This is a genomic window from Arthrobacter sp. 05T410, assembly GCF_056396505.1.
In genome coordinates, this window is record NZ_JBFTLP010000001.1 from 222,816 (window position 1) to 243,809 (window position 20,994).

Annotated in this window: 19 protein-coding genes; 4 read left to right on the top strand and 15 right to left on the bottom strand. The window is 67.8% G+C overall.

Annotated elements, in window-relative coordinates; translation table 11 throughout:
* Positions 1-21: 21 nt before the first annotated feature.
* Positions 22-2,091, bottom strand: coding sequence for a S9 family peptidase (locus AC1DFR_RS01140; protein WP_476872522.1), 2,070 nt, complete (start codon positions 2,089-2,091; stop codon positions 22-24).
* 153 nt (positions 2,092-2,244) lie between these two features.
* On the opposite strand from AC1DFR_RS01140, the gene AC1DFR_RS01145 reads away from it, so the two are divergent.
* The 4 genes from AC1DFR_RS01145 (at position 2,245) to AC1DFR_RS01160 (ending at position 5,597) form a co-directional block, all read left to right on the top strand.
* Positions 2,245-3,108, top strand: a complete 864-nt coding sequence (locus AC1DFR_RS01145; protein WP_476872523.1) for a methyltransferase domain-containing protein — start codon at positions 2,245-2,247, stop codon at positions 3,106-3,108.
* A 237-nt stretch (positions 3,109-3,345) separates the two neighbouring features.
* On the top strand, positions 3,346-3,807 hold the full coding sequence (locus AC1DFR_RS01150) for an NfeD family protein (RefSeq protein ID WP_028276336.1): 462 nt from the start codon (positions 3,346-3,348) through the stop codon (positions 3,805-3,807).
* Between the two features lie 88 nt (positions 3,808-3,895).
* On the top strand, positions 3,896-4,852 hold the full coding sequence (locus AC1DFR_RS01155; RefSeq protein WP_028276337.1) for an SPFH domain-containing protein: 957 nt from the start codon (positions 3,896-3,898) through the stop codon (positions 4,850-4,852).
* Positions 4,853-5,249: 397 nt separating this feature from the next.
* Positions 5,250-5,597, top strand: a complete 348-nt coding sequence (locus AC1DFR_RS01160) for an RNA polymerase-binding protein RbpA (RefSeq protein WP_026266329.1) — start codon at positions 5,250-5,252, stop codon at positions 5,595-5,597.
* 152 nt (positions 5,598-5,749) lie between these two features.
* Here AC1DFR_RS01160 and AC1DFR_RS01165 read toward each other — a convergent pair whose 3' ends face one another.
* The 14 genes from AC1DFR_RS01165 to AC1DFR_RS01230 all read right to left on the bottom strand — a co-directional run bounded on the left by AC1DFR_RS01165 (position 5,750) and on the right by AC1DFR_RS01230 (position 20,962).
* Positions 5,750-6,487, bottom strand: a complete 738-nt coding sequence (locus AC1DFR_RS01165; protein WP_476872524.1) for a VOC family protein — start codon at positions 6,485-6,487, stop codon at positions 5,750-5,752.
* Positions 6,488-6,534: 47 nt separating this feature from the next.
* A complete protein-coding gene (locus AC1DFR_RS01170) occupies positions 6,535-7,281 on the bottom strand; it encodes a polyprenol monophosphomannose synthase (protein ID WP_223916354.1) in 747 nt (248 codons plus the stop codon).
* 465 nt (positions 7,282-7,746) lie between these two features.
* Positions 7,747-9,426, bottom strand: a complete 1,680-nt coding sequence (locus AC1DFR_RS01175) for an amidohydrolase (protein ID WP_476872525.1) — start codon at positions 9,424-9,426, stop codon at positions 7,747-7,749.
* Positions 9,427-9,542: 116 nt separating this feature from the next.
* Entirely contained in the window at positions 9,543-12,548 is a 3,006-nt protein-coding gene (locus AC1DFR_RS01180) for a DEAD/DEAH box helicase (RefSeq protein ID WP_476872526.1), read from the bottom strand.
* Between the two features lie 24 nt (positions 12,549-12,572).
* Positions 12,573-13,367: a twin-arginine translocase subunit TatC gene (gene tatC, locus AC1DFR_RS01185; protein WP_028275586.1), complete on the bottom strand. Its 795-nt coding sequence runs from the start codon at positions 13,365-13,367 to the stop codon at positions 12,573-12,575.
* Positions 13,368-13,415: 48 nt separating this feature from the next.
* Positions 13,416-13,685, bottom strand: coding sequence for a Sec-independent protein translocase subunit TatA (tatA, locus tag AC1DFR_RS01190; RefSeq protein WP_018772900.1), 270 nt, complete (start codon positions 13,683-13,685; stop codon positions 13,416-13,418).
* Between the two features lie 35 nt (positions 13,686-13,720).
* Positions 13,721-14,116 (bottom strand): hypothetical protein, encoded by a 396-nt coding sequence (locus tag AC1DFR_RS01195; protein ID WP_476858558.1) that lies wholly within the window; start codon positions 14,114-14,116, stop codon positions 13,721-13,723.
* A gap of 5 nt (positions 14,117-14,121) precedes the next feature.
* Entirely contained in the window at positions 14,122-16,155 is a 2,034-nt protein-coding gene (locus tag AC1DFR_RS01200; RefSeq protein ID WP_476872527.1) for a helix-turn-helix transcriptional regulator, read from the bottom strand.
* Positions 16,156-16,263: 108 nt separating this feature from the next.
* Entirely contained in the window at positions 16,264-16,659 is a 396-nt protein-coding gene (locus AC1DFR_RS01205; RefSeq protein WP_028275583.1) for an FKBP-type peptidyl-prolyl cis-trans isomerase, read from the bottom strand.
* 48 nt (positions 16,660-16,707) lie between these two features.
* The gene (locus tag AC1DFR_RS01210; protein ID WP_476872528.1) at positions 16,708-17,643 is read right to left on the bottom strand and encodes an FKBP-type peptidyl-prolyl cis-trans isomerase; all 936 of its coding nucleotides are present in this window, start codon (positions 17,641-17,643) and stop codon (positions 16,708-16,710) included.
* A gap of 111 nt (positions 17,644-17,754) precedes the next feature.
* A complete protein-coding gene (pafA, locus tag AC1DFR_RS01215) occupies positions 17,755-19,119 on the bottom strand; it encodes a Pup--protein ligase (protein WP_026538699.1) in 1,365 nt (454 codons plus the stop codon).
* A gap of 1 nt (position 19,120) precedes the next feature.
* The gene (gene prcA, locus AC1DFR_RS01220; RefSeq protein WP_028275580.1) at positions 19,121-19,828 is read right to left on the bottom strand and encodes a proteasome subunit alpha; all 708 of its coding nucleotides are present in this window, start codon (positions 19,826-19,828) and stop codon (positions 19,121-19,123) included.
* A 1-nt stretch (position 19,829) separates the two neighbouring features.
* Complete coding sequence (gene prcB, locus AC1DFR_RS01225; protein ID WP_028275579.1) at positions 19,830-20,672, bottom strand: proteasome subunit beta; 843 nt, start codon at positions 20,670-20,672, stop codon at positions 19,830-19,832.
* Positions 20,673-20,758: 86 nt separating this feature from the next.
* Positions 20,759-20,962 carry a ubiquitin-like protein Pup gene (locus AC1DFR_RS01230; RefSeq protein ID WP_026266331.1) on the bottom strand — a complete coding sequence of 68 codons (204 nt, stop codon included), beginning with the start codon at positions 20,960-20,962 and terminating at the stop codon, positions 20,759-20,761.
* Between the last annotated feature and the right edge of the window lie 32 nt (positions 20,963-20,994).

Consider the following 20,994-nt stretch of genomic DNA (forward strand, 5'->3'; position numbering starts at 1 on the left):
GGGCCAGGGCCAGGGCCAGGGCTAGGGCTGCGGCGCCGGATTCGATGCGGACGGCAGGTAGCGGGCCCACCACTTCAGGATTTCATCGAACCGCTGCTTCCGGTGGTGCGGGGTGCCGGAGCGGGACAGCTCATGGTTCTCGCCGGGGAAGACCAGGAATCCGGTCTCGACCCCCTGTTGCTTGAGGGCGGTGAAGTACCGCTGGCCCTGCTCCACGGGACACCGGAGGTCCTCCTCGCTGTGGATCACCAGCGACGGCGTCCGTACATGCTGCACGCGCGCCATGGGACTCTGGGCCGCCATTTGCTCCGCCGCCGGGCCGGTGTATTCGCCACCGAAGAACCAGCCGATGTCGGAAGAACCGGTGAAGCTCACGGGGTCCAGGAAACCACGCTCGACTATGGCGGCCCGGAAACGGTGGTCGTGGCTGATGGTCCACGCCGTCAGGTAGCCGCCGTAGGATCCGCCCATGATGCCGACATTGGCGGAGTCCAGATCCTCGAACTTCCCCACTGCCCCGTCCAGGAACGCCAGGACGTCCTGCATGTCCACGGTTCCCATCCGCTCCTTGATGGACCGGCCATGTGCCTGGCCGTAACCGGCAGAACCCCGCGGATTGCACATGAGCACGGCGTAACCGGCCCCGGCATAGACCTGCGCTTCGTCGAACAACGCCACTCCGAACTGGGCAAACGGGCCGCCATGGATGTTCAGCAGCACCGGGTGCGGGCCAGGGCCCGCCGGCTTCACGAGCCAGCCATGGACCGGGTACCCGTCCGCCGCGGGCAAAGTCAGTTCCTGCGGCTCGCTGATCCCCGCCACGCTCCGCAGCTGGGCCGAGAAGTCCGTCAGGCGGCGCACCTGCCCGCGCTCGAGCACGGCAACATCACCGGCCGTCGTCGAATCGCTGAAACTCACCACGAGCGTTCCGCCACCCTCCGCGGCGCCGGTCACCACCCGGCTGCCTTCCAGGAGGACGGTGTGGCCGCCCGTCGCAACGAATTCGTGCAGCTCCACGGTTCCCCGCGCATTGTTCAGCACCAGGGCGCCCGCGCCGCCGCGCAGCTCCAGCCGGCTGCCGCCGGACAGGTCCAGCGCCTCGGCATCGCTGAGCGCCGTGGCGTGTCCGCCGGCGGCAGGCATCGCATAGAGGACGGTGTTCCTGGCCACGAAGTCCAGCCCGGATGCGCCGAGATCCTGGGCCAGGAAGAAGATCCACAGCCCATCGGCGGATTGGCGCACGGCGCTGATGCTCTGCCGTCCGGCGTTGGCCGGCACCACAGCCTGCGGCTGCCCTCCGGTAACAGGCAGCGCGCAGATTCCGCTGACGAGGTCAGTATCCCGCCCATCGTGCAGGGCTGCGGTGAAGTAGATGGTGCCGCCGTCGGCGCTGAAGCCGGCGCCGTTGTGGTCCGCTGGTGCGGTGGTGAGTTGTTTGGCGGCCGGCAGCAGCCCGGCAGCATTCTCCGCGGGATCGGCCGCGGTGCCGAGGGCCTTCAGGGCGCGTCCGGCCGGCGCCACCTTCGGTTCGGCGTCAAGCTGCGGGACCTCGAGGATGAACAGCTGAAGCGGCTTGTCAGCGGTGTAGCCAACACCGTTCATCCGGTACTGGAAATCCGTGATCAGCCGGGCGTCCTCGCTGCCCGCACTCACGCCGTCGATGCTGCCATACCGGCCCTCGTCAGGCGTCCTGGCGCTGAAGAGAATACTGCGGGAATCAGGCGACCACGTGAAGGAGCTGACCCCCAGTGGGGCCGCCGTCAACAGCTGGGGTTCGCCGCCGGCGGCTTCCACCACGAACAGCTGCGGCTTTCCGTCCGCTGCCGCACGCAGGAAGCCAAGGGCACGGCCGTCAGGTGAAAAGTTCGGTGCTGTGTCACGGAAGCCCCGGGTCAGCCGGCGTGGCCTCTGGTCCGGGTCGTTGAAGTCCGGGTGGGTCGGGTCCTGGCCCAGGGGCACGGTCCAGAGCTGGCCCACGTAGGCATCGGCATCGAAGTCCGGGCGGAGCACGGAGACCACGGCGCGGGAACCGTCGGGGTGCACGGCAGGGGCGGACACGGAATTGAGCAGCGGAAGATGTTCAGATTTCACGATTGCGAGCCTAGCCCGTGGCGTGCCCGCTGTGAAACACCTCACGTTGCGCCGGTGCGGCGAGGCACGCCGCGGCGTGCCCGGTGCCCGGCACCCCTGTAGCCAATGTCCCGTCCGCGCGGCGGGCCGGGGTCCGCGCATAGGATGAAAGCTATGCCCGCCGCCGATCTCCCCCTCCTGTGCCCGGTGTGCCGCCAGGGCCTCCGTTTCACTGGCGGCGCCCGCACCCTGGTGTGCGGAGCCGGCCACAGCTTTGACGCGGCCAGACAGGGCTACTTCAACTTCCTGGTCGGCAAGGGGACGGTTTTTGAAGCCGACAGCGCAGAAATGGTGGCGGCCCGCTTCGACTTCCTCTCCGCGGGGCATTACCAGCCGCTGGCCGATGCCGTGGCCGGGCTCGCCACACCGGCGCTCCGGGAGGCCCCCGCCGGCCGGCCCCTCGTGCTCGACGCCGGAACGGGCACCGGCCACTACCTCAGGGCCGTGCTGGACCGGGCCGCGGACAGTGGTCCGGCCGCGGCAATCGGCCTGGACATTTCCAAGTTCGCCCTGCGTCGCGCAGCCAGGCTGAACCCCGAGGCTTTGAACGTCGTCGGGGACGTCTGGCAGCCGTTGCCGGTCGCGGAGAACGCCGTCGACGTCGTCACCGTGGTCTTCGCGCCGCGCAACGCGCCCGAGTTCGCCCGGGTCCTCCGCCCCGGCGGCCGCCTTGTCGTGGTCACACCGCGGCCCGGCCACCTGGTGGAGGTTGCCGGGCCGGCCGGGATGCTGGGGATCGAGCCGGCCAAAGACGAGCGGCTCGCCGCGTCCCTGGGCCAGCACTTCGCGCCCGGCGCAGCATTTGATCTGGACCTGGCATTGAACCTTGGCCCGCGCGACGTCGCCAACCTGGCCTACATGGGACCGGCCGGCCACCACCTGGACCGCCCCGCACTGGTAGCCCTCGAGGCCGCGCTTCCGGAGCGGACCTCCGTCTCGGCCCGCTTCCGGATCAGCGTCTTTCAACCCATCTGCTGAACATTCCCGCTCCCGCCGCTTCGCGGGTGCCGTCAGGTACGCCCTGAAACCACCCCCGGGAGGGGACGGGGACGGGGGCGGAAGGCCAGGCCGGGGAATCGACCCGCGAAATAACGACTTGGCCACTTTGGCCATCAATTCCCTACCGCCGGTCCCAGCTATTGCCTTTCCGCTTAGGATGGAATCACAGTTACTGGGGACCTGTGCCTGCAGCTCCCGGAACTCTAGGGGGAATTGATGTCTGAATGGCTGATCGAGAATTGGTGGGCGTTGTGGCTCACGCTCTTTCTCCTGTTTGCCGTGGTCGAGATGATCACACTCGATCTGTTCTTCATCATGCTCGGCGGCGGCGCCCTGGCCGGGCTTGTGGCGGACTTCGCCGGCGCCGATCCGTGGCTGCAGATCATCGCCTTCTGCGTGGTGTCCCTGCTCATGATCGGCTTCGTCCGGCCGGTGGCCCTCAAGCATCTCCACCGGGGACCGGCGGATCAGCGCACCAACATTGAACGCCTCATCGGCGAATCCGCCGTCGTCATGGAGGCTGTGAGCGAAAACGGCGGGCTCGTCAAGATTGGCGGGGACGTCTGGAGTGCGCGGTCCGAATCGGGAGTGCTGGCGCCCGGACAGCAGGCTGTGGTCAGTGCCATCGAAGGGGCCACCGCGATCGTGGCTCCGCAACCGGAATCCGCCGTCCAATAAAGGGCGCTGTCCGGCGGGCACTGCTGTCCGGCCGGTGCGGCGCTGCCGGCGCGAGACTAAAACAAAACAACTGGGGAATAGGTGATGTATGAATATCGCAGTCGCAATTGTGCTGCTGGTACTAATTGTGTTTGTAATTATTGTGCTGGTCCGGTCGGTCCGGATCATTCCACAGGCCCGTGCCGGCGTCGTTGAACGGCTGGGTAAATACCAACGCACCCTGAATCCCGGACTTACCCTGCTGATCCCGTTCGTGGACCGCCTGCTGCCATTGCTCGACCTGCGGGAGCAGGTGGTGTCCTTCCCGCCGCAGCCGGTCATCACCGAGGACAACCTGGTGGTCTCGATCGACACCGTGGTCTATTTCCAGGTCACGGATGCCCGGGCCGCCACCTACGAAATCGCCAACTACATCCAGGCAGTGGAACAGCTGACCACCACCACTCTGCGCAACGTGGTTGGCGGCCTCAACCTGGAGGAAGCGCTGACCTCGCGCGACCAGATCAACGGCCAGCTCCGCGGCGTCCTGGACGAGGCGACCGGTCGCTGGGGCATCCGGGTCTCCCGGGTCGAGCTCAAGGCGATCGATCCGCCCCACTCGATCCAGGACTCGATGGAAAAGCAGATGCGGGCCGAACGTGACCGCCGCGCCGCCATCCTGACGGCCGAGGGCACCAAGCAGTCCGCGATCCTCACCGCGGAAGGCCAGCGCCAGTCCTCCATCCTGAAGGCCGAAGGCGACGCGAAGGCGGCCATCCTGCGGGCCGACGGCGAGGCGCAGGCCATCCAGAAGGTCTTCGACGCGATCCACAAGGGCAACCCGGACCAGAAACTGCTGGCTTACCAGTACCTCCAGACCCTCCCGAAGATTGCCGAGGGATCCTCGAACAAGCTGTGGATCATTCCCAGCGAGGTTGGCGAGGCGCTCAAGGGGATCGGCAGCGTACTGGGTGCAGGCGCGGTGCAGGAGCAGACGGCCTCAACGCCGGACGTGGCACCGTACTCACCGCCCGCCGCAGCCGACGGCCAAGGGAACCGGCCCTGATCCTGCTCCCGCACTGGGTCTCTCGGATCGGATAGTTCCGTCCTGGCCCCCGCAGACCGGCCGTTTCGGCCCGGCTGCGGGGGCCAGCCGGCTTAAGGCCGGCCCGGTCGGGTACAGGATACGCAGTTCACGCCGCGGGGCTACTCGCTTTACCGCGCCCGCACCACTCCCGTATACTTGAATATTTGTCCGGTCAGTTCAGCCGTCCGGAACAAAAACGCTCCGCACAGCGTTGATTCCAATGACGTTCCAAAGAGTTTTGTCCACTGGTGACTGTCATCTGGCCGGGCCACTCCGGGCCAGGTACGGTACAGCGCGGTGCAACCAGAAGTCCGGCGCCTGACGGTCCCCGGACAACGCAGGGCTTGACCCTGCGAACCGAATAGAGGGAGAAAAGATGAGCGATCGCAGCCTGCGGGGTATGCGCCTTGGCGCACAGAGCATGGAGACCGAATCCGGCGTCGAACCGGCTCCGCGCCAGCGGGTTGAATACCGTTGCGAGGATGGCGAGCAGGTGTTCGTGACATTCTCCTCGGAAGCCGAGATCCCCCCGGTTTGGGTTTCGAAGACGGGCAAGGAGGCGTTGCTGGTGGACGGCGAACGTCCCGTGAACAGCAACGAGAAGGCAGTGCGCACGCACTGGGACATGCTGCTGGAGCGCCGCTCGCTTCCCGAGCTTGAGCAGATCCTCGAAGATCGCCTCACCATCCTGCGCGAACGCCGCGGCGAACGCCGCTCGGCCTAGTCCCCCAGCGCACCGGCTACGGCAAGGGCCGGGCCCGCATCGAATGATGCGGGCCCGGCCCTTTTTCTGTTCCTGCGCCTCCATGCTCTGCGCCTCCCCTGCGCATCCTGCGGCTGCACCGTCTGGACGCGCACAGGAGCAGGGATTCTGCGTCAGCCGGGGGTGAGGACGCAGAACTCGTTGCCCTCCGAGTCGGCGAGGCAGACCCAGGGCACATCGCCTTGGCCGACGTCGGCGTCAGTGGCGCCCAGAGCCCGCAGCCGGGCCACCTCCGCCGCTTGATCATCACCCGGGTACGGCATCAGGTCGAGATGGACACGGCCCCACACGGTCTGCACGCCGGGCGTGCGAAGGAACTCAAGGTACGGCCCGACACCCTGGGCCGAACGCAGTCTCGCATGATCATCGCCCACCTCGTGCAGGGTCCAGTCCGTCGCCCCGCCCCAGAACCGGGCCATGGCCCGCGGGTCTGCGCAGCGGACCACCACCGCGGCGATCGGCCCGGTGTCCTGGTAGATCGGGCGGGGCTCCAGCACGCGGAACAGGTTGCCCTCCGGGTCGGCCAGAACCGTCCAGGGCTCAGCACCCTGGCCGACGTCGGCGGGCGTCGCGCCGAGCCCCAAGAGATGAGCGACCAGCTCCGCCTGGTGGGCCGCAGAGGTGGTGGCGAGATCGAGGCGTGCCCGGTACCTCACCGTCTCGGGGTCCGGGACGGTGACGACATCGATGCAGACGGCGGCGGGGTCCGGCCAGACGAAACCCAGGGGTTCAACATTGGTCACACCGGGTCCCTCGCTGGACACGCCCCAGCCGAGTGCCTCCGCCCAAAACCGGCCGAGCGTTGAGTCATCCCGAGCCTTGAAATTCACCTGAACAAGTCGCAGCGCCATACCGCCCGACCCTATACCCAGGCGATGCCCGGACCGGGAGACACGCCTCAGGCGTTCTGCCTGCTGTCCTGCTTGCCCCGGAGCTTGTTCCAGCGGGCCGTGAGTCCCCATTTGGTGACGTTGATCATGGCTTCGACGACGATGTTGCCGCTCATCTTCGAAGCGCCGAGCTCGCGCTCCACGAAGGTAATGGGCCGTTCCACGATGGTCAGGCCGAGTTTGGCCACGCGCCAGGCCAGATCCACCTGGAAGCCATAGCCTACCGAGTCGACCGCATCCAGGTTCAGCTTCTCCAGGGTGGTCCGCCGGAAGGCGCGGAAGCCGCCGGTGACGTCCTTGATCTTCACTCCGAGCATGATCCGCGCGTACGTGCTGCCGACGCGGCTGATGGCCTGGCGGTAGAGCGGCCAGTTGACCACACGGCCGCCGGGAACCCAGCGGGAGCCCATGGCGAGGTCCGCGCCCTGCTCCACGGCCTCAATCAGCTGCGGCAGCTGCTCGGGCTGGTGCGAGCCGTCAGCGTCCATCTCCACGAGGATGTCGTAGCCGGCGTCCAGGCCCCACTTGAAGCCCGCGATGTACGCCGCTCCCAGGCCGGCCTTTCCGGCGCGGTGCAGGACGTGGACCTGTCCGTCTTCTGCGGCCATGCGGTCCGCCAGCTGCCCCGTGCCGTCAGGGCTGTTGTCGTCGACAACCAGCACGTCGGAGGCGGGCACGGCTGTGCGCAGGCGACCGAGGGTCTTGGGCAACGATTCCAGCTCGTTATAGGTCGGGATGATGGTGAGGACACGCACAGCGAGGCCTTTCCTTGAAGGGAGCGGTCGGTGCGCCGAAAGTCAATGGTTCCGGATATTCAGGCGCAACTTCCCATTATAGGGAGTTGCGCGCCCGTGGGGCGCCCGTGGGGCGGCCGTGCGGCCGCCCGGGCAGGTCCACCCGCTTCGGGCCAGTTCCGGCAGGCCACGAATTGCGGCGCCGGAACCGTTTTCTGCTGCGAAGTAGACCCGCCCCCTGGGGGTGCCCGTGGTCATGGCCAAGTAAAGCTCCCGCGGGTGCGGCAACCTGGGAAGGACCGGGGACTGCCGGAGTCTGCGCGGTACGCAACCCTCCGTTGCCCCTCAATGCTACGGGGGCGGGCCGATCTGTCAACCGAGCCGTGACCTGCCGTTTCGTCTGTCGGTGCAGGTCAGGGCGGGGTCGCGGGTGGAAATGTTTCCGCTCCGTACGCTGGATGACGGGCCGGATCAGGCGCCAGGTGGTCAGGCGTGGAGGGCGCCGCTGGCATAGAGTTCCTGGCCGTCCCGTACCGTCAGGAGGCAGGCAGGGTCGCTGCCGGTGTCCAGCGCCGGAAGCAGCGGGGTGCGGGCGCGCGGGTCGGTGCTCCACGACTGCACGCGCCCGTCGGCCACCTGGACCATGAGCTCCTCAACCTCCCAGACCGCAAAGCTGGCCGGAGCGCCCGGCACCAGTTGCCCGGCAATGGGGTTGGGGTAGCGGGCTGCCCGCCAGCCGGCCCGCGTGTGGCCGAGGAACGCGGCGCGGGCGGAGATCTGTTCGGCGGGATTGGTGTGCTGCAGGCACGCTCGCACGCTGGACCACGGCCGGAGCGGCGTCACCGGGCTGTCGCTGCCGAAGCAGATCGGCACACCGGCCGCGTAGAGGCTGCCAAAGGCATTCATTCCCAGCCGGCGGGAGCCGAGGCGCTGCTGGTACAGGCGGTCCCCGCCACCCCACAGGGCGTCGAAGACCGGCTGCGCGCTGACGCTGACCGAATAGCGGGCCAGCCGGCTGATGGCCGCGGCATCGGCGAGTTCGACGTGCTCGAACCGGTGCCCCGCGGCACGGACGCGCTGCTCCCCCACCTCAGCCGCGGCGAGGTCGAGGGCGTCGAGGGCCGCGTCCAGGCCGGCGTCGCCGATCACGTGGAAACCCGCCTGGATCCCCAGGAGGGAGCACGCCGCGAGGTGGGCGGCTGCCTCGGCCACGGAGAGGTACAGGTTGCCGCGCTCTCCGGGCGCGTCGGTGTAATCCTCCCGCAGTGCGGCGGTCCGTGAGCCGATCGAGCCGTCGATGTTCAGGTCACCGGCCAGGCCCAGTACAGGCAGGCCCAATTCGTCCAGGATGGACTGGGCATGTTCGGCGGATCCGGCGAGCTCGCCCCAGTACGGCAGGATCTCCGGCGCTGCCACGCCGTCCACCCCGGTCGGTCCTCCGCCGGAGGTGCTGTTCCAGGCCACCGCGAGCCGCAGGTCCTCGATGCTTCCGATATGCGGCGCGGCCATCTCGGCGAGGGCCACGTAGCCGTTGGCCGCAGCCTCGGCGAGGGCGCGCTGCTGGTACGCGCGCAGGGCGTCCGCCGGCAGCCGGCGGGCCGCCAGGCGGGCCGCGGTGTGGGCATCGCGTTTGACCTGGCTTCCGGCGCCGCCGCCGTCGAGCCCGTCCAGTCCGGCCGATGCGGCCAGGGAGTTCGATACCAGGGCCGAGTGGACATCCACTCGGGACAGGTAGACCTGGCGGCCGCCGGCCGCGCGTTCGATTTCGTCCCGGGAGGGCAGGGCGGGATCGGCCCAGGTGGTCTCGTCCCAGCCGTGGCCCAGGACGGGACCGTCCGCGCTGGAGGCGGAGGCGGCGGCGACGGCGTCGAGCAGTTCAGCGGAGGAGCGCACCCCGGCCAGCTGGAGGCCCTCCAGCGCGATTCCGGTTTCCGTCAGGTGGATGTGGGAGTCGACGAAGCCGGGTGCCAGGAGCGCGCCCTGCAGATCGATCACCTCCATGGAGGAATCGGCGATGGACGTGGCGGCCTGCTCGGAACCAACCCAGGCGACGGTGTCGCCGTCAACCAGCATCGCAGTCGCAAAGGGATCGGCAGCTGTGTAGACCGAGCCGTTGCGGTACAGCGTGACGTTGCGGGGGGCGGGGGCGGCCGGCGAATCGGTCATGGGGCGGGAACTCCTTGTTGCTGGGGCCGGCCGAGCGCCGGCGGGTTCGAAAATCTGGGAGGCCGCGGCAGCGGCCCAGCGAGTGGTGCAGGCAGCGGGCCGGTCCGGCCCGCGCCCTAGGCCACGGAGGAATAGGCGACGACGCCGCGTTTGACGAGCTTGATGGCCTCCGCGCACAGCCGCGCAATCCGGGGGTCGAGGTTCGGGATGTCGGCGAGCTGGTCCAGGAGGTCGATCACCTGTTTGACCCAGCGGACAAAGTCGCCCGCGGCCAGGTCGGTGCCGCTCAGCACGTCCTGGAGGTGCCGGCCCTTGGCCCATTTGAAGATCGGCCACACGAGGCCGAGCTCGGGCTCGCCAGTGAGGGGCAGCTTGTTGGCTTCCTCGACGTCCTCCAGCGCGGACCATTCGCGGACCACGGTGTCTACCGCGGATTCCAGGGACACGCTCGGCATCTTGGGCCGCAGGCCGCGGTCCTCACGCTTGGCCTGGTAGACGAGCACACTGGCCAGCGCGGCGATCTCGGCGGCGTCGAGGTCGTTGAAGGCCCCCATCCGCAGCGACTGCGAAATCAGCAGGTCCTTTTCGCCGTAGATCCGCCGCAGGCGTTGCCCGTCCGGGCTGATGGACAGCGCACCGGTGTCCGAGGTTTCCAGGTAGCCGTAGCCCGTCAGGACGCCGCACACACGGTCGAACGTCTTGGCGATGGTGTTGGTCCGGCCCTGGATCTGGCGGATGAGCCCGTCCGTTTCCTGGCGGAGTTTCCACCAGCGTTCGGACCACCGGGCATGGTCCTCGCGTTCGCTGCAGCCGTGGCACGGATGGGCGCGCAGTTCCCGGCGCAGCTCGGCGATCCGCTTCTCCTGGTTGGGCGCGGCGGAGGCCCGGCCGAAGTCGTCGTCGCGGCGCGGCGGCGCCGGCGGCCGGTGCTCGCGGATGGCGTTGCGCACCGAGGACGCCAAATCGCGGCGGGACTTGGGAACCTTGGCGTTGAAGGTCTTGGGAATCCTGATCCGCGTGATCGGCGACAACGGACCTTCGACGTCGTGCAGGCCGATCCGGCGGAGCTGGTTGTCCAGAGTCATGACGGCGGGGCGGGGCTCGCGGGATTCGTGGTCGGAGCTGAGCACCACCGCGAGCCCGGGCGACTTCCCGGCCGGAACATCCACCACGTCGCCCGGAAGCAGCCTGCTCAGGGAGTCCTCGGTCAAGGACTTCCTGGCCCGGGACGTGCTCCGGGAGGCCATGGTTTCGGCATCGCCCAGGGCCCGCCGCAACCGCGCGTATTCGGTGAAGTCGCCCAGGTGGCAGGTCATGGCCTTGCTGAACCCGGCAATGGATTCTTCCCGGCTCCTGACCTGCCGGGCCAGTCCCACCACGGAACGGTCCGCCTGGAACTGGGCAAAGGATGATTCGAGGATCTCCCGGGCGCGCGGCCGGCCGAACTGCGCCAAAAGGTTGATCGACATGTTGTACGTGGGCCGGAAGCTGGAGTTCAGCGGGTAGGTCCGCCGTGAGGCCAGGCCGGCGACGGCGGCCGGATCCGTTCCGGGCTGCCACAGCACGACGGCGTGGCCCTCGACGTCGATGCCGCGGCGGCCGGCGCGGCCCGTCAGCTGGGTGTACTCCCCCGCCGTGATGTTGACATGGGCCTCGCCATTGAACTTGTCCAGCTTTTCGAGCACGACGCAGCGGGCCGGCATATTCACGCCCAGGGCCAGTGTTTCGGTGGCGAAGACGGCCTTGACCAGCCCGTCGACGAACAGCTTCTCCACAACCTCCTTGAAGGTCGGCAGCATGCCGGCGTGGTGCGCGGCGAGCCCGCGGAGCAGGCCGTCCCGCCAGCTCCAGAAGCCGAGCACATCGAGGTCATCCGAGGGGATGTCCTGGGCCGCCTCGTCGACGCGCCGGGCGATGATCTGCTGTTCGGCTTCGCTGGTCAGCCAGAGTCCGGCCGCGACGCACTGGGCCACGGCGGCATCGCAGCCGGCGCGCGAGAAGATGAAGGTGATGGCCGGCAGAAGGTCCTGCCGGTCCAGGCTGGCGATGACCTGCGGCCGGCTGGCTTTCCGCACCGGGCTGCGCTGGGCTCCCTGCGGTTGGTCCCGCTGGCTGCGTTGCTGCCGGCGCTGGTTCCGGCCGCCGTGGCCGAAGCGGCCACGGAAATTCATCTGGCTCTCGGCCCGGGCCATGGACAGCAGTTCCGGGTTGACCTCGAAGCCGGCCCGCCCGGGCACTTCCGAGGTGACGGCGGCCGCCCGGCCCCCGACGACAGCCTCGGCTACGGCATCGGCGGACGCCTCACTGGCACTTGTCTCACTGGCAGTTGCCCCCCTGGCACTTGTCTCACTGGCAGTTGCCCCCCTGGCACTTGTCTCACTGGCAGTTGCCCCACCAGGCAGGGCGATCTCGTCAAAGCTCGTGTCGCCGGCAAACAGGTCCACGATCTTCCGGCCCACCATGACGTGCTGCCACAGCGGCACCGGGCGGTGCTCGGAGACGATCACATCGGTCTGCCCGCGGACGGTGTCGAGCCACGCACCGAACTCCTCGGCGTTGGAGACCGTGGCACTCAGGGACGCCACCTGGACCTCGCTGGGCAGATGGATAATGACTTCCTCCCACACTGCGCCGCGGAAGCGGTCGGCGAGGTAGTGGACTTCGTCCATGACCACGAAGCCGAGATCATCCAGGGTGTCCGAATCCGCGTAGAGCATGTTGCGGAGCACTTCGGTGGTCATCACCACCACCGGGGCGTCGCCGTTGATGCTGGTATCTCCGGTGAGCAGGCCCACCTGGGCGGCGCCGTACTTGGCGGCCAGTTCGGAGTACTTCTGGTTGCTCAGGGCTTTGATGGGGGTGGTGTAAAACGCCTTGAGCCCACGCTGGAGGGCCAGATAGATGGCGAACTCCCCCACAATCGTCTTCCCGGCGCCGGTGGGGGCGGCCACCAGCACGCCCCGGCCGGCCTGCAGGGACAGGCATGCTTCGCGCTGGAAGTCATCGAGTTCAAATTCGAGCGAGCGGATGAACCCGCCCAGATAGGTCTTGGCTTCAGCAGCCCGCTCGACGCTGGCGCGGTAACGTTCGGACGGTGATTCCGGCCCGGGGTGTGAGGACATGTTTCCAGCCTAGTGCGCGAAAGGCTAGAGATTCTCCAGCTCGGAGCTGGGGGTGGCGTGGTCGGCGGTGGCTTCGGTCTCGGCGTCGCGTTTGACGGCGCGCCGCTCGCGCCGGCGGTCGTTGAGCAGGCACAGCCCGATCGCGGCGAAGAACAGCGCCAGCATGGGTCCGGCCAGGTAGAACATGCTCATGGCGTCGGCGCCGGGAGCGGCCATCGCGGCGAACAGGCAGACCAGGAAGACTGTGATCCGCCAGCTCTTGAGCAGCTGCTGGCCCTTGATGAGCCCGGCCAGGTTCAGCCCGAACAGGACCACCGGGAGGAGGAAGGCGATGCCGAAGGCGAGCAGCAGCCGCAACACGAAGGACAGGTACACCTGGGCGCTGATGAAGTTGGAGCCGCCCGACGGCGTGAAGTCGGTCAGGACACGGACCGCGTTGGGCAGCACGAGCCAGGCCAGCAGGACGCCGCCGACGAAGAGCGGCACGGCCGCCGCCACGAAGGACAGGGCCAGGCGGCGTTCCTTCTTGTGCAGCCCCGGCACGATGAAGGCCCAGAGCTGGTAGAGCCAGACGGGGCTGGCGATAATCAGGCCCAGGAACACGGAGACCTGGATCATGAGGTCGAAGGAGCTCGCGACGCCGTCGAAATTCAGGGTCGCCTGGCGGCCTTCGTGTTCATTCAGGTCGCGGATCGGCTTGATCAGCGCCGCCAGCATTGGCTGGTAGACAAGGAAACCCACTACCGTCCCAAGGACGACGGCGATTGCCGCCTTGAAGAGCCGGTTGCGCAGCTCTTTGAGGTGGTCGAGGAGCGCCATCCTCCCCTCGGGGTTCGATCGACGGCTCATGGTTACTGCCATGCGGTCTTAGGCGCGGGTCGACGGCGGAACGTCGGTTCCGTCGCCCGTGCGGCTTTCCGGTGCGCCGGCCTGCGGGTGGTTGATGACCCGTCCTTCAACCGGCTCGGAGCCATCCTTGGCATCGGTGGTGCCGTCCTTCTTCATTTCCCGGACTTCCGACTTGAAAATGCGCATCGACTGGCCCAGGCTGCGGGCCATGCCCGGCAGCTTCGGCGCAGCGAACAGCACCAGTGCCAGAACGATGATGATGATGAGATGCCAGCCTTCAAGCCTCATGGGGAGAGGTCCTTTCGTTTGAATACATCCTATGTCTAACGCGTTTCGATGTCGCGCAGTGCCTGGGGTTGCCCGCGGTCCTTCTTGCGTTGGATGCGGCGCAGCCGGCGGGCGTTTTGCCGGGCGAGCTTGGATGCGTGGTAATCATGTCGCATCCGCGCGGGCGAGGCAAAAATGGCGTCGCCGGGCGCCGGCCGAAGAGACTCGTCCGCGCTGACCGGGTCACCAACGCCGGCCGCTGTCGAACCGGCCGCTGAAACGGTGCCGGTGCCCGCTGGTGAAGGCAGGGTGGAAAAGCGGTCCGCGGCTTCACCCAATTCGGTGAGCGTCGTCGTGGCCTGCCGGAACAGCCGGAAGCCGAGCACGCCGAAGAACAACAGCGACAACGCGACAAGCGCTATCCAAATAACGATCCAGGACCACCAAGGCATGCTGATCAGTCTATCGGGCGATCCGGGAAGGCTTCGTATTGCGTCAGGGCCGCGGCGAGCCACTCCCGCGACGCGGCCGCGAGGGCCTCTGGCTGCAGGATCCGGACCATCCCGCCGTGCTGGGCCACGAACATCGGCAGCCAGTCCGTGCTGCCAAACCGGATTTCGGCGAGCATTCCGCCGCCAGGCAGGGCCGCGGTCCGCTCGGCGTAATAGTCGTCAGCGAGGCCGGTGCCGCGGGGTGCGAGTTCCACCACCACCACCGTGTCGTCGTCGTTCGGGGTGAACAGTTTCACCGGAAAGCTGTCCGCCGGCTTTGCCGTCGCGGCCGCCCGCCGGCCGTTGGGCTCAAGGGCTTCGATCCTGTCCAGCCGGAAGTTACGGAGGCCCTGGGCGGAGTGGCAGTACGCCTCGAGGTACCACGTGTTGTCCAGCGAATAGAGCCGCAGGGGGTCCACGTCGCGTTCGGACACGGCGTCGCGCTGCGCCGAGAAGTACCTCAGGTGCAGCTGCGCGCCGGATTCGAGGGCGGCGCGGGCGGTGTCGAGGACGGCGGAATTGCCGGGGGCCACCTCGGGGCCGGAGAGCGCCGCCGCTTTGACGCCTTCCTCCCCCGCCGCGGCCATGAGTTTCAGCGTCACCGATTCCAGGGCGCCGCCTTCGGCGAGTTCGGGCAGGCTGTTGAGGGTCTCCAGGCCGGTCAGGAGCGCACAGGCCTCGTCCACGGTGAACCGTACGGGGCGGGTCAGGTCCAGTGCCTGGGTGATGAATACGTGGTCATCGTCCCACTGGATGTCCAGCAGATCGTCGGGGTACCCCTCCGGGAGGCCCGAGCAGATCAGGATCCGCAGGTCGTCCTCGAGTGCCTTGCGGGTGATGCCAAACCTGGCGGCGACCTCGCTGATGTGCAGTCCCTGGTTGTGGACAAGGAACGGGACGAGTTGCAGCATCCGCTTGAGCTGGTCCTCCGAGGTTCGTTTCCGGGTACGGCCGGCGCGGCCCGCCGCCGGGAAGGCCACATCCGGCAGGGGCCTGTCGGCGAACTCGGCGGCTGCCGTGAGGCGGCGGTGGACGGCGCCGGCGAGTTCGGGGGGTGAAATCACGGTGACGCGGGGACCATAGGAGGCCAGCTCCTCGCCCAGGGTCTCGGCATCGCGGAAGGGCACCGCGAGGCGGTCCGTCCCGGCCGAATGCCCCGGTGTTCGGGCTTCCGGCGCTGCGGCTTCCGGCGCTGCGTCCGGAAGCGGCTGGGCGCGTTTGCGGAGGCCCAGGAGCCGCCCGTGTTCGACGTCGACCACGGCGCTCTGCACCGGCAGCTCGGCCAGGCCGGCCAGCTCGGCGCGGACGTTGAACCCGGCCGGCGGCGTGAAGCTCTCCTTGTCCATGACGGTCACGGCGGACGTCAGGCGGGACAGGCGGAAGAACCGTTTGTCCCCCCGGCCCCGGTCGTGGCCCACGAGGTACCACTGGCCGAAGCGGCTGCCCAGGCCCCAGGGCTCCACCAGGCGTTCCTGGTCCTGGCCGGTGCTGCCGGCGAGGTAGCTGAACCGGACCGGGTGCTGGGCGTGTATCGCGGCGACCAGGTCCTCGAAGGCCTGGCCGGCGGGGCGGATGCGCGGCTGGACGCCGGTGGAGAGTTCGGCGTCGACCAGGCCGCCGGCGGCCTGCAGCTTCCGGACCGCGTCGACGGCGGCGGAGCCGAGGGCGGCGTGCTCCCAGAGCTGGGCCGCGAGGATCAGGACCGTGCACTCTTCGGGGGTGAGGGTGACGTCGGGCAGCCGGTTCGATTCCTTGCCGATCCGGTAGCGGGTGGTTGCCGGGTCGTCGGAGCCCCAGCCCGTGTCCGTCACGGCCTCGACGTCGAAGCCAAACTGGCGCAGCTCGCCCTTGTCGCGTTCGAACATGCGGCCGAAGGCGACGTCACTGCTCGTGGTGTCGTGGTAGACCTTTTCGCGCAGCTCGCTGCGGCGCAGGCCGTACTTGGTGTTGAGCAGGGCGATGAGCAGGTTCAGGAGGCGTTCTGTACGTGAGGCGGACACCCCGCAAGGGTACTAAAGCCGGTCGCGGAAAATGACGAAAGCGCGGCAACAGCCGGAAGAACTTTTCCGATTGTTACCGCGCTTCGTTCCCCGGGGGGCGGGTGGGGACTAGCGGACGGCGACGAGGTCCACGACGAAGATCAGGGCCTCGTTGGGGCCGATCGCCCCGCCGGCGCCACGGGAACCGTAGGCAAGCTCGGACGGGATCTCGAGCCGGCGGCGGCCGCCGACCTTCATGCCCAGCAGGCCCTGGTCCCAGCCCTGGATGACCTGGCCGACGCCGACCCTGAAGTCCAGCGGCGCGCCGCGGCCCCAGGAGGCGTCAAATTCTTCACCGGTGGACCAGGCGACGCCCACGTAGTGGGTGGATACGGTGTCGCCGGCTTTGGCCTCGGCGCCGTCCCCTTCGATCAGGTCGGTGATGACCAGTTCGGTGGGGACGTCTCCTACGGGGAAGTCAATTTCCGGCTTCTCGCGGTCGAGGTTGCGCTGTCCAAATGACATGGTTACTCCTTTGAGGTGACGTGTAGTGGTGGCAGATGTAGCGGTGGATTACTTGACGCCGAGGATATCGACGACGAAGACGAGGTCGCCCTTCGCGTCGCCCTGGCCCTGATCTCCGTAGGCGAGGTCCTTCGGGACGACCAGGAGGACGCGGGAGCCGACCGTCTTGCCGGTCAGGCCCTGGGTCCAGCCCTTGATGACGCCGGTCAGCGGGAAGGTGGCCTTCTTGCCACTCTCGAAGCTGGAGTCGAAGACCTTGCCGGTGGCGAGGGCGACGCCGACGTAGTTGACGGTGATTGTGTCGGTCTCCTTGAGGGCCTGGCCCTTGCCGGTGATGAGGTCCTGGGAGACCAGCGCGGTCGGCGCCTTGACGCCGGCGACCGAGACCACCGGAACGCCCTTGTCGTTTTCCTTGACGGTCGGCAGTCCGGCCGGCGGGGTGACGGCGTCGCCTTCGGGCTTGTCCAGGACCGGCGGTGCGTCCTTGGCTGAGAGCACCTTGACGATCAGGAGCTGCGTCGGCTTGGCCTCGGCACCCTCGGCTGCGGCCTGGCCGGGAACGGCGAGGGCGAGGTGCGAGCCGATCTTGGCGCCCACGAACGCGTTGTAGATGACGGGGCTGCTGCCCTTGAGCTCGTCGTTCAGTTCCAGCGGCTCGGGATCGTTCGGGAACGTGTCCTCGAGGGTGGAGCCGTCCTTGCCGTTGAACGCCACAATCGAAATGTCGGCGATCTGGTTGGCCTTGACCCGGTCGCCACTGCCCTCGGTGACCACCTTGACAGTGGGTTCCTTGACGTCGAGCGGCTTGGTGAAGTCGACACCGGGAGCCTTCTTGTCACCGTTCTCAGTCAATTTGACCGAGTCCAGCTTGGCGGTCTCACCGGCGGACTGGCTGGTGGGTTCCGGAGCCGGAGGCGCTTCGTTGCCGCCGCAGGCGGTCAGCAGCAGCAGTCCGGGAAGAAGAATTGCTAGTAGTCGGCGCAATTGGAAACTTTCGTCGAGGCAGGGTGGACTCAGTGCCGTTCGGTTTCCCGTGGCAAAGAAAGCGGCGGCCGCAGGGCGGCCCTACCCCAGAATAACGTGCGAAGCTGGGTATCAGCCCATCGAGTCCAGCAGCGCATCCACCCGGTCGTCCACGCTCCGGAAGGGATCCTTGCACAGGATGGTCTGGTGGGCGCGGTCGTTCAGCTTCAGATGGACCCAGTCCACGGTGTAGTCGCGGCCGAGTTCCTGGGCGCGCCGGACGAAGTCGCCGCGGAGTTTGGCGCGCGTGGTTTGCGGCGGGGCATCCACCGCGTCCTTGACCGCGGTGTCGTCCACCACCCGGCGCACGGCCCCGCGGGCCTGGAGCAGGTAGAAGAGCCCGCGGCCACGGGAAATGTCGTGGTAGGTCAGGTCCAGCTGCGCAATCCTGGGAGCGTCAAGGCCCAGCCCGTGCCGTTCCCGGTAGTTGTCCATGAGCTTTTTCTTGATGGCCCAGTCCACTTCGGTATCGATCGTGCTCGTGTCGCCGCTTTCGATGGCGTCCAGCGTGCGCTCCCAGAGGTCCAGGATCAGCGGCACGTGGGGGTTGTGCGCGCCGTGTTCGGCCACGAACGCGGTCACCTTGCCGAGGTATTCGCGCTGGATTTCCAGGGCCGTGAGCTGCCGGCCGTTGGCGAGCCGGACCAGTGCCCGGCCGCTGAGGTCGTGGGAGATTTCCCGGATGCTGCGGATCGGGTTCTCCATCCGCATGTCGCGCATGATCACCCCGGCCTCGATCATCCGCAGGATCAGGTCCACCGTGCCGATTTTGAGCAGCGCCGTCGTTTCGGACATGTTGGAGTCGCCCACGATCACGTGCAGGCGCCGGTAGAACTCGGCGTCCGCGTGCGGCTCGTCCCGGGTGTTGATGATGGGCCTGGAGCGGGTGGTGGCGGAGGAGACGCCTTCCCAGATGTGGTCGGCCCGCTGGGAGAACGCGAAGGTCGCCCCGTGCGGGGTCTTGAGGATCTTGCCGGCCCCGGCGATCAGCTGGCGGGTCACGAGGAACGGGATGAGGATTTCCGCGAGCCGGGAAAATTCCCCGCGCCGCGGGATGAGGTAGTTTTCGTGGCTGCCGTAGGAGTTCCCGGCCGAATCCGTGTTGTTCTTGAACAGGTATACGGTGCCGTTGAATCCCTCCGCCGCCAGCCGTTCCTGGGCTTCGTCTACGAGGTCGCACAGGATCAGTTCCCCGGCACGGTCATGGGCGATCAGCTGGGCGAGGTCGTCGCACTCGGCGGTGGCGTATTCCGGGTGCGACCCGACGTCCAGGTAAAGGCGCGAGCCGTTGGTCAGGAAGACGTTGGAGGACCGTCCCCAGCTGACCACCTTGCGGAAGAGGTAGCGGGCTACTTCCTCCGGTGCCAGCGGCCGGGACTCCGGGCTTGAATAGGAAATTCCGAATTCGGTTTCGATGCCGAATATGCGCTTGTCCATCTCACTTCTCCTCAGCCAGCAATGCCACGATGTCCGGGTCCTCAAGCCGGCGGAACGCCCGGCGGGTGCCGCGGCCGCTTTCCGATCCCCGGTCCAGTACCGCAACTTCCAGTGCGGATACGGGCAGGGTGGTGGTTTCCTTGTCCGCCACGAGCCCGGCGAGGGCCAGCCGGATGGCGCCGGCGAAGTCGAGTTCGCCCTGCCAGCCCGCCGCGACAGCCTCGGAGACCTTGTCCGCCTGGCCGCCCATCACAATAAAGCCGTGCTCGTCGGCGATGGACCCGTCAAAGGTCAGCCGGTACAGATGGTCCGCCTCCTGGGCCTGACCGACTTCGGCCACGGCCAGTTCGACCTCGAAGGGTTTCTGTTCGGCCGTAAACACCGCGCCGAGGCTCTGTGCGTAGACGCTGGCGAGGCCGCGGGCCGTGACGTCCTCGCGGTCGTAGGAATAGCCCCGGACATCGGCATACCGCACCCCGGCTTGCCGCAGGCTCTCAAACTCGTTGTACTTCCCGACGGCCGCGAACGCGATTTTGTCGTAGATCTCGCCGATCTTGTGCAGGGACGGGGACGCGTTCTCCGCCACGAGGGCAATCCCGTCCCGGCAACTGATGACCACCACCGAACGTCCACGGGCGATGCCCTTCCGTGCGAAGTCCGCACGGTCCTTCATCAGTTGTTCGGGAGATACATAGAACTGCTGGGTCATCTCAGGCCTCCCGCTGGGCGACAGTGCGGGATTCGATGACGCGGCCGGCCACGGCGGCAAGGTCGCGGTCCGGTACCCGGAAGGCACCTGTCCGGTTCACGATGTACACCACCGGCCAAAGCTGCCGGACGGGGTCCGGGCCGCCCGTGGCGGAGTCGTCGTCGGCGGCGTCGTACAGGGCCTCGACGGCGACCGCCACGGCGTCCTGCTCCGAGAGGCCGGGACGCCAGAGTTTCTTCAGCGCGCCGCGGGCGAACATCGAGCCGGATCCCACCGCGTGGTGCTCCTGTTCCTCGTAGCGGCCGCCCGTGACATCGTAGGAGAAGAGCCGGCCGAAACCTGCGGGCCGGTCGAATCCTGCGAACAGGGGCACGACGGCGAGGCCCTGCATGGCCATGGGCAGGTTGCCGCGGACCATGGCGCCGAGCCGGTTCGCCTTGCCGTCCAGGCTCAGGAGCGTGCCCTCGATCTTCTCGTAGTGTTCGAGTTCAACCTGGAACAGCCTGGTGATGTCCAGGGCGATGCCGGCGGTCCCGGCAATGCCCAGCACTGAATACTGGTCGGCGGGAAAGACCTTCTCGATGTGCCGGCTCGCGATCACGTTGCCCATGGTGGCGCGGCGGTCCCCGGCCATCAGCACTCCCCCGGCATAGGTCATCGCCACAATCGTCGTCCCGTGCGGGGCCTGCAGCGGTGCTCCCGGCTGGCCGGCGTGCCCGCCGGCAGGCAACTGGTTGAAAGGCACTTGGCCGAAGGGCATCAAATCGGGCCGTTCGCGCTGCAGATGCTCGGTGAATGAGGACGTCGCGTTGGCTGCTACTCGGTTGGCTGTTGTTTCCTGCACTAACGCTCTCCCTCAACGTGGTGGATCAACGACTCTTCCGGCCCTTAGCCCCTCCCGCCGCCCTCATCCGGCGGCCGGCGGCGCTCCTACTGGCCGCCCTTTTGGACGAATGCGCGCACGAATTCCTCGGCGTTGGACTCCAGCACGCCGTCGATCTCATCGAGGAGATCATCGACGCCCTGGGTGGCTGCCGACGCCTGGGCGTCCGCCGGGGCCGGCGGCGCGGCGGGGACGTCCTCGTCAACCTCGGTGTCCCGCGACTGCGGCTGCTGCTGCTCCTGGCCTGCCATTGTTTTCTCCTTCATGTCCGTCCCTTTTCTCC